Annotated in this window: 11 protein-coding genes; 5 read left to right on the top strand and 6 right to left on the bottom strand. The window is 42.3% G+C overall.

The genetic code is table 11. The annotated features are described in order from the left end of the window. Positions 1 to 14: 14 nt before the first annotated feature. A complete protein-coding gene (locus S4054249_RS02850) occupies positions 15 to 263 on the bottom strand; it encodes a hypothetical protein (protein WP_046356352.1) in 249 nt (82 codons plus the stop codon). 234 nt (positions 264 to 497) lie between these two features. Between S4054249_RS02850 and S4054249_RS02845 the strand changes: the two genes are divergently transcribed. Beyond that, complete coding sequence (locus tag S4054249_RS02845; protein ID WP_046356363.1) at positions 498 to 1,193, top strand: VC0807 family protein; 696 nt, start codon at positions 498 to 500, stop codon at positions 1,191 to 1,193. Positions 1,194 to 1,244: 51 nt separating this feature from the next. Here S4054249_RS02845 and argA read toward each other — a convergent pair whose 3' ends face one another. Beyond that, positions 1,245 to 2,591 carry an amino-acid N-acetyltransferase gene (argA, locus tag S4054249_RS02840; protein ID WP_046356351.1) on the bottom strand — a complete coding sequence of 449 codons (1,347 nt, stop codon included), beginning with the start codon at positions 2,589 to 2,591 and terminating at the stop codon, positions 1,245 to 1,247. Between the two features lie 925 nt (positions 2,592 to 3,516). Between argA and S4054249_RS02835 the strand changes: the two genes are divergently transcribed. After that, on the top strand, positions 3,517 to 3,744 hold the full coding sequence (locus S4054249_RS02835; protein ID WP_039612006.1) for a hypothetical protein: 228 nt from the start codon (positions 3,517 to 3,519) through the stop codon (positions 3,742 to 3,744). Between the two features lie 60 nt (positions 3,745 to 3,804). Further along, positions 3,805 to 4,194: a glutaredoxin family protein gene (locus S4054249_RS02830; protein ID WP_052960982.1), complete on the top strand. Its 390-nt coding sequence runs from the start codon at positions 3,805 to 3,807 to the stop codon at positions 4,192 to 4,194. Positions 4,195 to 4,353: 159 nt separating this feature from the next. Here S4054249_RS02830 and S4054249_RS02825 read toward each other — a convergent pair whose 3' ends face one another. Beyond that, positions 4,354 to 5,871: a LytR/AlgR family response regulator transcription factor gene (locus tag S4054249_RS02825; RefSeq protein WP_046356350.1), complete on the bottom strand. Its 1,518-nt coding sequence runs from the start codon at positions 5,869 to 5,871 to the stop codon at positions 4,354 to 4,356. Between the two features lie 146 nt (positions 5,872 to 6,017). On the opposite strand from S4054249_RS02825, the gene S4054249_RS02820 reads away from it, so the two are divergent. Then, the gene (locus tag S4054249_RS02820; RefSeq protein ID WP_046356349.1) at positions 6,018 to 7,490 is read left to right on the top strand and encodes an alpha/beta fold hydrolase; all 1,473 of its coding nucleotides are present in this window, start codon (positions 6,018 to 6,020) and stop codon (positions 7,488 to 7,490) included. 84 nt (positions 7,491 to 7,574) lie between these two features. Here the strand turns inward: S4054249_RS02820 and S4054249_RS02815 are convergent, their stop codons facing one another. Beyond that, positions 7,575 to 8,192, bottom strand: coding sequence for a response regulator (locus S4054249_RS02815; RefSeq protein ID WP_046356348.1), 618 nt, complete (start codon positions 8,190 to 8,192; stop codon positions 7,575 to 7,577). Beyond that, on the bottom strand, positions 8,189 to 9,313 hold the full coding sequence (locus S4054249_RS02810; protein WP_046356347.1) for a sensor histidine kinase: 1,125 nt from the start codon (positions 9,311 to 9,313) through the stop codon (positions 8,189 to 8,191). Before S4054249_RS02810 ends, S4054249_RS02815 begins: the two co-directional genes overlap by 4 nt. 154 nt (positions 9,314 to 9,467) lie before the next feature. Here S4054249_RS02810 and S4054249_RS02805 point away from each other — a divergent pair, with 154 nt between their 5' ends. Beyond that, on the top strand, positions 9,468 to 10,643 hold the full coding sequence (locus tag S4054249_RS02805; RefSeq protein WP_046356346.1) for an acyltransferase family protein: 1,176 nt from the start codon (positions 9,468 to 9,470) through the stop codon (positions 10,641 to 10,643). 54 nt (positions 10,644 to 10,697) lie between these two features. Here the strand turns inward: S4054249_RS02805 and S4054249_RS02800 are convergent, their stop codons facing one another. Then, a complete protein-coding gene (locus S4054249_RS02800) occupies positions 10,698 to 12,080 on the bottom strand; it encodes an L-cystine transporter (RefSeq protein WP_046356345.1) in 1,383 nt (460 codons plus the stop codon). Between the last annotated feature and the right edge of the window lie 207 nt (positions 12,081 to 12,287).

Raw genomic sequence — 12,287 nt, 5'->3', positions numbered from 1 at the left:
GGTGGTAGTGCGGTTTAATGACGTTTTTTTGGGCCCATTCTCACCAATTCTTTGCCATTTTCAAACACATCTTGTGTTACCCAACGACCAAGCAATAGTTGGTGCTTGTCGTCAAGGACGGCAACAAACGGGCGACCATTACTGTTATGAGTTGCCAATGCAACACCTTCCACATTTTCTAAGCCCAAACCGCCATTTTCTACTAACAGCAAAAACGCTTCTAATTCATCAAGGCTGGTTATTTCATCGTGGTCGTTAATCATACTACTCACTCTCTTTATACTGTTTACTGCGACGTCTACTGAACTTCGTCAGCATATAACGGTTTTAAAAAATGATTATATCCCGCAATCTACACGTCAGCTATAGGTCATGCATCAGGTTATGTGAAAACTTTACATGATAACAACAGTACCACAGTCCTATATAAGGATTGCCGCATAGGCATCAATTGCCGTACACTCTTGGTCATTATTGCATTTATTTTTGAGGTAACAATGGCTGAGCCCAACAATAAACCCTCTGGATTTTTTAGCCAGATGCTTTTTAACATCATTCTACCTGTCGTGATCCTGACACGATTTTCTGGTGAAGAACATTTGGGCCCTTCTTTAGGCGTGATCGTTGCTCTGGCATTTCCGGTAGGTTTTGGCTTATGGGAACGTAAAAAAACAGGTAAGTTTAACTTTATTTCAGGCTTAGGGATTGTCTCTGTATTATTAACTGGCGGCATTAGTTTACTCGAACTTGATGCCAAATATATCGCCATCAAAGAAGCACTGATCCCCGGTGTTATCGGGGTCGCCATCGTTGTCAGTCAATATACTAAGTACCCTTTATTAAAAACCATGCTGTTCAATGAAAACGTCATGGATATTCCCAAGATTGACTCTGCGTTAAAAGAGAAGGGGAATTTAGACAAACTACCAAAAGTACAAATTGTTGCCTCAAACATTTTAGCAGGCTCATTCTTTTTATCTTCCGTATTAAACTATGTCTTGGCAAAAATGATTGTTGTCAGTCCGGCGGGGACGGAAGCCTACAATAACGAATTGGGGCGAATGACAGCATTAAGCTACCCAGTAATTGTGCTGCCCACCATGGTGATTTTCTTTGTCGCACTTTACTATTTAATCAATTCTTTGAAAAAGCTAACAGGGCTTAAAATGGAAGAGATGTTTATTGAGCAGTAAATCATCTTTTTTATCAAAAAAGCGATAAATGGGGCCAATTTGGCCCCATTTTTATATCCTTTCTCTATTTTTTGGCAATCGAGTTAAATCAAGCTTCAACACCTTTGACCGTCGTTGATAGTTATACAATGATTTTTTCTTCGCGGGTAAATCTTCGATGCTTGCACAATCAAACCCCTGCTCTAAAAACCAGTGAATACTGCGTGTAGTCAAAGCAAACAAAGCTTTATATCCTTTTCGGCGTGCCTTGTTAATTACTGCTCGTAATAAAAAGCTGCCCCTGTCAGCATCTCTGTATTGTGGGTGGACCGCTAAACTCGCAAACTCTCCTACTTGTTCCTCTGAAAAGGGGTAAAGAGCAGCACATGCGATAATCAATCCATCTCGCTCAATTACGGTGAATTGCTCAATCTCCATTTCCAATTGCTCTCGAGAGCGTCTCACCAAATATCCTTGCTCTTCCAGTGGGCGAATCAAATTGAGTACACCATTAATGTCTGTAATCGTCGCACTGCGCAATTGCTCGGAACTTTGAGGGGCGATTTGTGTGCCTATGCCATCAAGTGAGAATAACTCCTGAAGCAAAGCCCCATCTTCTCGATAGCTGACAAGGTGACAACGGTGCACACCACCTCGACATGCTTCTATTGCCGCATGTAAAAACACAGCGGCACTTTTGCATGGTGAGTTACCATGTTCTTTGGCCAGTAGCTGCTCACCTTCATTAGGCATTAACTCAGCGATGGCTTCACCGTGTTCATCTAAAATACCCGCTTCATGACAAAACCCTAGCATTTTATCGGCATCTAGGCGCAACGCCACTTGAGTTGCGATTTCTTCAGCAGTTAAATTAAAGCTCTCCCCTGTCACAGAAGCAGATATAGGACCAAGCAACACGATACTGTTGTTATCCAGCTGATGGCGGATCCCCTCAACATCAATACGACGTACGCGACCTGAGTGATGATAATCAACGCCCTCGTCGATCCCAATGGGCTGAGCAATCACAAAGTTACCACTGACAACATTAAGAGAAGTACCTGACATTGGGGTACTACTGAGCGACATTGACAGCATTGCCGTAATGTCTAACTGCATAGCACCACTCACTTGCTTAATAATTTGCAAAGAGTCGCTGTCAGTTACGCGAATGTGATTGTGAAATTCACTGTGAATATCCGCATTTGCCAGAGCACTATCAAACTGAGGCCTTGCACCAAATACCAATACGATTTTAATGCCCAAACTGGTAAGTAAGGCAACATCATTGATGATACTGCGATAGCCTGGTTGATCAACCGCCTCTCCGCCAAGCATAACAACAAATGTTTTACCACGGTGAGCATTCACATAAGGAGTAGACTGACGAAAACCATCGACAAGTTCTGTAGTACGCACGAGCAATTTACCTTTTTCACAGATAAGTAAGTCTATTAATGAGCCCCTATCATATGGAATTAAAATTCAAAATAAAAGAATTTTTATTCGCACAGTTAATTTTTAGGAACCATAAGTAATTAGAAAGCCACTGTATGAACATTTCAAGAAAACATAATAGATTACAAATCTTGATGTTACATTTAAAACTTCTTATCACACAAAAAAATGTCATTCAGCCGAGTTAATAAAAGAAATTATTATTCAAATTAAAACTCTGATGTCGTAGCAAAGACTTCCCAGTGGCGTGGGAGTGGAAAAAACAACATGCGTATAATCAGTTAACTCTCACTACACACCCATGGTGCAGCAAAAAGCCTCCAACCGACAAGGCAATAAAAAGGCAGCTCTGCTATTGATGAGTAAAAGCGCAAGTGGATATGCGGTGCGTAAATGCGTAGATAATAGAATTAAATGACACCAAAGACCTCTATTTCTAAACCGATGATCAAGTAATACATAGCGCAGTAGGTTTAAAAATATTGCTTAATACTGAGCTGGATCAGATCACACAACTTAGTGCTCAATTTACTATTGAGCCTCTACTAGGCTTATCATGTAAGTAATGATTTAGTCGATTGTATTGAATCTAAAAATTAATGCCTAAATGGGGAGTACAACTACCCTTTATATCTAGCACAAAGCGTATTATTCGGCGCTATCCTTAACACAGCCTCTTGTCGAGAAAGATTAATTAATTCATTAATTTCAATTTATTATGCATATTTTTCATTTTATAAAGTTAAAAGCCACACATGGCATATATGTATGAATTTTAATCACCACAGCCGCCCCCACAGTTGTTGACAAAAAATATACAAACACATTAAATTTTTAAATGTGAACACATTTCGTTCACGTAAATAATGATAAAGGAAATATAAAAATGAATAAAAAAATAGCAATGGCCGTTATCGGTGCAGCCATGGGGCTAGGTACTTCACTTGCAGTATCAGCGAGTAACTTTGCTAACTATACCAATGGTTGTAACTGGAAAGGCTTTGGCACATTAGAAAATTACTGTGGTTATCAATATTATGTATGCCTAATGGGCGGTACTCCAGGCTACAACTGCCGTACAATTAAAGCCCAGTGTATGCGTGATTGTGCATAATACGCATAACCTTGAGCGATAACGTCGTTATCGCTCATCTATTTGTGAATAGGTAATCTAATGAATACAATAAAGTACCTCGCTCTATTTTTTCTCACTCTGGGTATCGGTTGGGCAGCTGGAACCTATGGACTGCAGGCTGTGCAAAGCGTGTTTGCAAGCCAACAAATAGAAAAAGGGGATTATGCCCCTTATGGTGTAACTGCACAGACACCAGTCAAGCTTTACACAACCCAATGGTGTCCTTTTTGTAAAAAAGCCGTTCAATATTTATCACAGCGTAATATCAAGTTTATCAACGTAGACATTGAGCAAGACCCTGAAGCCCTCAAAGAATTCGAGGCATTAGGAGGAGAAGTCCTACCTATTATTTTAGTCTCCGATGGCTTAATCAAAGGCTTTAATAAAGCGGCATTGGAAGCACAATTAAAAAACAATAACTTGCTTTAAGCTTACTTACCATCATAGGTTATCCGCTACACTTTGGTTGAAGTTACAGGCGAGCTACTTTACTCGCCTACTTATTATCAATATGACCACATATCGCTACGATTTAAACGCTCCACAGAAGAAGATTGCCGCTGTGTTTCACAAGGCAGAGTATTGAAGCTAGTTCACCGACTCCTTTAACGTCGCTCTCACACTTGGTACCAAGCGGCGGCTCACAGGCACCGTTTCACCGACTGTGAGCAACAGAGCGTGCTGGTTATTTGCACTGTGCAAGGTAAGCACTTCGTTCAAATTAACCAGATAAGAGCGGTGCGTCTTAACAAACATGGAAGGCAAACTCGATTCAAGCTGCTTTAACGGCCCTGAATAGAGTTTGTCAGTCCCATTTTTCATATAGAGTTCGACGTAGTCGCCCGCCGCTTTACAATAAGCGATATCCGTCATCGTGACATAGTCTGTTTTACCTGCAACAGACAATTCAAGCTTCGTTGGCGAATGTGATTGTTGATTTTGTGCAAGTTTCAACTCGAGCTTAGCGATATGCGACTGATCACGAAAATACTGCGCTTGCTGCAAATTATACTCTCTTGCTTGTCGTACAAATAAAAAAGCTAACAACAGTGCAATAATTACAAAGTATATAATTTCATGAAAACTCGCAGCCGCAAGGCAAATCGTGATTGCAACCGTACACTGAACCACAAACCAATTTAATAATGATGTATCACGACTTTGCCACCAAAACAGGGCTATTTGCACCAGACTAAATAGCAGCGGAATAAAAATCCCAGCGGTCGCCTTAACATCAAAGCCTGGCGCAAACAGTACCGCACTCAGAGATAAGAATCCGCCAATATATATCCAGTGCCAAGCGCGACTTCCTGCCACTTTAAAGGAGCTGTAAATCAGTAATATCACACCGAACAAAAATGATAACCCGACGACCAAGAGCAGCCGAATATCCTGCCAAAGATAATCGTAATTAAATAAACCACGAGACATCTCTGTGCCCAGTTGTAGGGCCGCTAATAAGCAAAGCGCCGAGAACAATTTAAAGTTTCGTCTTCCCTGATGCCTAAAGCTAATAGTTAGAAAATACAAAGCACCGAGCAAAAAAGCCCCGATCAAGATCAGACCAAGACGACTAAATGATTGAATATATTGCTTAGGGTCTCCATATTCACCAATTCCTAAATAATGAACAGGGTAATCAAGTGTGATTAGGCTATGGTGAGCCGACAAGGCCAATACCAGCTTATTTTGCGACACTAATATTTCTTCAGGTACATACATTACCTGATCCATTTTTCCCATTTGCTCTGACTTATCAGCGGCTGGCTGACCATTTTGTCCGATTAAAACCCCATTGAGATAAACACGAGATGCCGCTTTCGCAAATAAAAATAACCCGTATGGTGGCGAGAGCTCGGTAAGTCTCTGCGTGCGTTCAAACTCTAACTTTACCCATATAGCTTGATTTTGCGGGTCAAGCTTTGATAACTGAGTAACTTTACATGCAGGGCTTAAAAAGTCCGGTGGTTCGGATGTGATATATGGGCAAACCGTCACTTCTGCACTGCGATCAAAAGGCACTAGTTGCTGGCTACCATACGCAACACTCACGAAACAACTGAAGAACAACGTCGCCACGAAATAAAATACAAAATGACTGTTCACACTCTCTCACTTTCCTTTTACCACTTACCAGAATTTAACTACCGTTCACCCTGTAACCCTTTAATATCAGGTCATTCAAAGAAGTTTGCTACCCCTCAAAGTACATACTGCGTTTAATTGATGCAGACCAATACAGGAGCAATCTTATGCGATTTACAAATCATTTAGTAGCCACTTTAACATTGGCGTGTAGCTTTTATAATGTTGCCGATGAGCAAACACCCACTCTGAAGCTTTATGACAACGAAAAACAAATTCTATTCACGGCAAACAGTGGTGAAACCACTGATGCTGTTGAAGGTCACTTATGGGTACCTGAAAATAGAGATAACCCGAATAGCCGAAAAATCAGAGTTAACTATGTACGCTTTCCTGCCACAGGCAGTAAATCAGGCTCACCGATTGTTTATCTGTCTGGAGGCCCCGGCGGCTCAGGTATCGGCACGGCCAAATGGCGACGCTACCCATTATTTCAAGCGCTCAGAGAATTTGGTGACGTCATCGCACTAGATCAAAGAGGCACAGGTAAGTCCGAGCAAGCGGCACCTTGTGTATCAACGCACAAACTCGCGTTAAATAAGGTCATCAGTGCCGAGCAAGTAACCCAAAGCTACCGAGCAGCGGCTCGCGAGTGCTTTGCCTCATGGAAATCACAAGGTTATGATATTTATGGATATAATTCTAACCAAAACGCTTTAGACATTGACGATATACGTACCCACTTAAACGCAGATAAGGTCACGTTATGGGGTATTTCATATGGCAGTCACTTAGCCCTAGCCGCTATGAAACTATTCCCCCAACACATTGATAAGGTGATCATTGCCAGTGCTGAAGGCCTCAATCAGACTGTTAAGCTTCCAGCACAAACAGACCTCTATTTTAAAAAGTTACAAGTAGTCATCGATCAACAAGCATTGAAAACAGACATACCAAACTTGTCTGCCCTGATGAAACGAGTACATGCAAAATTAGATGAAACGCCCAAGCAGATAACTATACAAAATAGAGATGGCTCCATGACAAAGCTGCTTTTCCAAACTCATCACTTGCAAACACTAGCCGGTAAAATGATTGCGGACCCTAATCACTACCTTGCAATACTGCTGCATATTTATCTCGGGTTAGATAATGACAACACTGAACTATTAAGCGCAGTGCTTCAGCGCGGTATGTTTAACGATGAGCCCATCACGTTTAAACTGATGCCACTGGCGATGGATATTGCATCTGGGATCTCTGCTGCGCGTTTAGCGCAAGTGAAGCAACAAGCACGGACTTCTCTGCTCGCAGGGCAATTGAACTTCCCTATGCCACACTTGAACATGCTAGATAACCAACTAGATTTAGGCGATGAATTTAGAACAGAAGTGCAATCCTCGATTCCAACATTGCTATTTTCTGGGAGTCTAGATGGTCGCACCTATCCAGAATCACAAGCCCAAACAGTAAAGGGCCTTAGTAATCTCACCCATATCACTGTCAATCATGCTGGACATAACTTGTATACCAGCTCACCTGAGGTGCTAGTTCGAATGAAAACATTTTTGGCTGGCAAAACAGTCAGTCAAGATCCAATCAATTTGCCACTGCCACAATTGCGTATGCCAGAACGCTAAAGCCACAAGCTAGATTGAAAAGAGCCTAGGATGTGATGAGCATCCTAGCCTTTCATTGCCCGGCAACATCAATACCACATGGTTTTAAACTAAACCCAACTCTATTGCTTTAAGCACCGCCTGAGTGCGACCTTGCACTGTAAGTTTGGCGAGTATATTTGACACATGATTACGTATTGTCCCCTCAGAGTTACTTAACGCTTCAGCAATGGATTTATTCGCCATACCCAAAGATAGACACTTTAATACCTGTAACTCTTTTGTCGTCAATACCAGTTGTGGCGCTATCTGCTTTTGCAGCAAATAATCCGTCAGTGCGGGTTGCAACACTTTCTCCCCTGCAACCACCCGCTTAATGGCATCAATTAACTCTTCTAATTCAATGTTTTTTAATACATACCCTTTCGCACCTAAAGCCATAGCATTAACCAGCACTTCGCAATCTTCAAAGGTAGTAATAATCAGTATTGGTGGTGTCTTTTTTATGTTGTTTTGCAGCGCACGTAAGACCCCTAAGCCATCTAACTCAGGCATACGCATGTCCAATAACACCACATCAAAATCTCGCTGTTCGAGCTGACTTAGCGCATCCACGCCATTTTCAGCTTGGCCATCGACACAGATTGCATCACTTAAATTAAGTAAATTAGCCAGCCCAAGCCTTACTAAAGTCTGATCTTCAACCAATAAACACGAAATCAATGGCTATCTCCTTGCTCTAGAGGGAGTGATATCATGCTGACTAAGCGATGACCTTCCAGCAGCTGTTGAAAATCACCATGGAGTTGCTCAGTGCGCTCTTTTAGACCCGACAGCCCATTGCCCATTTTCGGAATGCAAGACTCCGGCTGGTTGTGCCAAGCCTTTGCTAACACATACTGCCTATCGGATTGATGAACAATCTGAACTTTAAAATGGAACTGCTGAGCCTGAGTATGCTTTAGTGTATTGCTGACCATCTCTTGGCAAAAACGTACGATACACAAGGCGTGCTGCTGTGAAATAGACGCATCTTTTACCTCAACATCTAGACTACATGCCAGCGTTGGCGTCAATGTAAATATGCCTTCTAGCGCCTCTTTTAATAAAGGTTTATCACTGCGCTGTGTAGAGACAATATCCCGTACTTCAGACAGTGCTTGTTGGCTTAATTGATGGCAAGTATTCACAGTTGCGGCAACGCTCTCTGGCGCTGTGCGTTTTACAAAATCAAGATGAATACTCAAAGCAGTGAGTTTGTGACCAAGCGAGTCATGCAACTCTCGAGAAATATGCTGCCGCGTTTGGAAAGCTGACATCGCCCCCATCATGTGCTGCGCCGCCTTAAGCTCTTTATAGTTTTGGCGCGATTGGTAATGCATATTTAAACTCTCAATAATACGGCGGCTTACAAACCAATTCATACTGCAAAAAAACAACCAAACGACAAACGTTACCCAAGGAATATCCCCTTGCCACCTGTCAAAATGCTCAATACCGTATACTGTCATTGCCAAGGTGATAGCTGCCATTACCTTGGCAAAAGAAAAGTGCGGGCTAAACACCGCTGCAAACATCACCAAATGAATAAAAAGCAAAGATGTTGAGGTAAGAGGGATCAGTCCAAGTATTAAAATCAAGTAACCAAGGGCAACTGCAAAGACGTGTTTATTGGGGTGTTTGAGCACATAAAGTAGCAGCAATAGTATCGATAAACTGACTGGTAACTGCAACATCAAGGCAATCGGTGAGTTGGCAAAATAGGCACAGGCACACGTCACTCCCAACCATGAGGCAATGGTTGAAAACCGCCAGTCCGTCGTGTGTCTTATTTGAATATCCATTGCGAGCACGCTTTTATTTTTTGAGCCATTATTGCAAATATCTCGGGCCAAAAACAGTGACAGATGTCATAGTGAAAATAGACCAAATGTGACTGGTTAGGAAAAGACTGAACACGCTAGCATGTGAACATTCTCAGCATCATGGAGGTCACTCATGCATCCCCCATCTAGATTTAATTTTATTGATAATTTACGGTGTTTTGCACTACTGCTTGGCATCGTATTTCATGCCGCTTTGGCGTACAGCCCTTACTTTCATAACATTTGGCTCAGTGCAGACTCAAGCAAGGCTGTGATTTTTGATGGCCTGACACATTGGTTACACTTATTTCGAATGCCAGTCTTTTTTGTCATCGCTGGGTTTTGTAGCGCATTAATCATCACTAAAAAAGGCGCTGCGACATTTATTAAGCAAAGGCTAAAACGTATCTTGCTGCCATTTTTAGTATTTTTACCTCTGGTCATTGCATCGTTTATTCATGTACTGAGTTGGGGGGCTGACATAGCAACACCTTTACCACCTATTTATGCCGCTTTTAATGCCATGACTGAGCCTCAAATAAGCACTGCGCATTTGTGGTTTTTGTGGATTTTAATACAACTTTGCCTGTTGCACTGGAGTGTTTACCACATCTCAGGGTCACTACATAAGAGGCTAAATTGTACCGTTAATATGGCTATATATCCGCTCATTTTGATGGCGTGCTGCTTTGTGACATTGCTCGCCCAGCCTACCCCATTTCCGGCGCCCGATAAGCTTTTGCCACAACTTTGGGCATTAACTTTCTATGGTGCTTTTTATTTATTTGGCATTATTCTTTTCCACAATCCAGCTCTTTTCAAGCGCGCTCATAGCGCTATTTTACCCTTGTCGCTCACCGCAATTCTCTCATTGACTGCTTACTTAGTTTACCTGCCTGAGGCCCCCACTCTTCAACAGGTCATCGCAGCGGCCAAGCAAGGCGCATTTACCCCAAGCGGTATACAACATATGCAAGTCGTGGCGATTCAAGCAGTGGCCATAGTCAGCTGGACAACCCTAATTCTCTTGCTCGGCTACCGCTTTTTTAACCAGAAAAATAACATCTGTCGTTATTTATCCGACGCATCATATTGGGTGTATTTAATCCATGTTCCCGTGCTGCTATACATACAAATGCCATTGATAAATACAGCGTTACCAGCCATTGTAAAGCTCATTATCAGTGTAGTGGGTACCCTGAGCATCTCACTGCTAACCTACCACTTTGCAGTCAAGCACACCGTAATAGGTCGGTTATTGACTGGCAACCACAAAAACATAAAGAAACAACGTGACGTGCATACTTAAAAAATGCAGTGACTAGGTAAAAATGGGGGCCATACAGGCCCCTATTTTTTATCATTAAGAAGACTGAGCAGCAGACTCAGCAGGCGCTTGCACTTGAGCTTTTTCTCCTAAAATACGGTGCGTAATAGTACCCGCTGTCATCGAGCCAGATACATTTAATGCCGTACGTGCCATATCAATTAATGGCTCAATTGAAATAAGCAATGCAGCGATGGTCACTGGTAAGCCCATGGCAGGTAGTACAATCAATGCCGCAAATGTTGCACCACCGCCCACACCTGCAATACCAAATGAACTGATAGCAACAATGGCAACGAGCGATAATATAAATGAAATATCCATCGGGTTGATACCGACGCTCGGTGCGACCATCACAGCCAGCATCGCAGGATAAATACCTGCACACCCATTTTGACCAATCGTCGCACCAAATGACGCTGATAAGTTTGCAATCGCAGGCGGTACATTCAGCTTGTTGATTTGCGTATCAACATTCAGTGGAATAGTGGCTGCGCTACTGCGAGACGTAAACGCAAATGTAAGTACAGGCCAGATTTTTTGGAAAAACTGCTTTGGACTGACGCCAAATAGACCCACTAACACTCCATGTACCACAAACATTAAGAAAATAGCCACATAAGATGCGACAATAAAGCCTAATAAATTTGTGATATCAGCCAAACTTGATGTGGCAACTACCTTTGCCATCAGCGCCGCAACCCCATATGGTGTCAGTGAAATCACCATTTTCACCAGTCGCATCACAACCGCTTGTAGGGTTTCAACAAATGTGCGGATGGGTGCTTCTAGCTCTTCACGTTCACTCATCACCTTACGCGCTGCAATGCCTACCAAAATACCAAAAATCACCACCGCGATGATAGAAGTTGAACGCTCCCACGCTAAGTCTTGGAAGATATTGGTTGGGATAAAGCTCAGTAACATTTGTGGAATTGACAAATCACTGACGGTTTCACTGCGAGACTCCAGCACGGCAATACGAGATGTTTCGCGTGCGCCTTCTGTCAAACCTTCAGCACTCAACCCAAATAATTGAGTAATAAAAATACCGATCAGCGCTGCTACCATGGTCGTCACTACCAGCACTGAAATCGTGATACCACTAATTTTGCCCAAAGCCCCCGACTTATCTAATCGTACAACCGCTGCCACCATAGACACCAATACCAAAGGCATAATGATCATTTTCAACAGTGCAACATAACCACTGCCAACTACATTGGTCCAATTTAGGGTTTCAGTTATGGCTTGATGTCCCTCTCCCAGGAAAAACTGTAAGGCAAGACCAAATACGCTGCCTAATGACAGGCCGATTAAAACGAGGCGAGAAAGTGTTGCCCCTTTTTTCTGGGTTTGAAATAAAATAATGAGAATTGCAGCAAAAACAGCAAGGCTCACCATGGCGATGAAGGACATATAGTTACCTTTGAATGATTCGTACGAGAGAAATTCTAAAAAGAAGATAAATCGGAATTTTTATCTAGTGTGCACAGTAATAAATTATTGCGATACTGCAAAGAATGATTAGGAATGATATATATTTTCAAGTTATGGATGTGCTGATTTATTGACTGACACGGCTATCCTTTGCTCAAAAGTACGCATACAAACTGCGCAACTTGT

The sequence above is a fragment of the Pseudoalteromonas luteoviolacea genome, from assembly GCF_001750165.1.
In the GTDB taxonomy this organism is placed as follows: domain Bacteria; phylum Pseudomonadota; class Gammaproteobacteria; order Enterobacterales; family Alteromonadaceae; genus Pseudoalteromonas; species Pseudoalteromonas luteoviolacea_G.
This window is presented reverse-complemented; position numbering and strand designations above follow the sequence as displayed.

Excerpts from the sequence above, each read along its gene's own strand:
- S4054249_RS02810 (WP_046356347.1), bottom strand. The coding sequence starts at position 9,313 with ATGGATATTCAAATAAGACACACGACGGACTGGCGGTTTTCAACCATT.
- S4054249_RS02835 (WP_039612006.1), top strand. The coding sequence starts at position 3,517 with ATGAATAAAAAAATAGCAATGGCCGTTATCGGTGCAGCCATGGGGCTA.
- S4054249_RS02830 (WP_052960982.1), top strand. The coding sequence starts at position 3,805 with ATGAATACAATAAAGTACCTCGCTCTATTTTTTCTCACTCTGGGTATC.
- S4054249_RS02800 (WP_046356345.1), bottom strand. The coding sequence starts at position 12,080 with ATGTCCTTCATCGCCATGGTGAGCCTTGCTGTTTTTGCTGCAATTCTC.
- S4054249_RS02845 (WP_046356363.1), top strand. The coding sequence starts at position 498 with ATGGCTGAGCCCAACAATAAACCCTCTGGATTTTTTAGCCAGATGCTT.
- S4054249_RS02820 (WP_046356349.1), top strand. The coding sequence starts at position 6,018 with ATGCGATTTACAAATCATTTAGTAGCCACTTTAACATTGGCGTGTAGC.
- S4054249_RS02850 (WP_046356352.1), bottom strand. The coding sequence starts at position 263 with ATGATTAACGACCACGATGAAATAACCAGCCTTGATGAATTAGAAGCG.
- S4054249_RS02805 (WP_046356346.1), top strand. The coding sequence starts at position 9,468 with ATGCATCCCCCATCTAGATTTAATTTTATTGATAATTTACGGTGTTTT.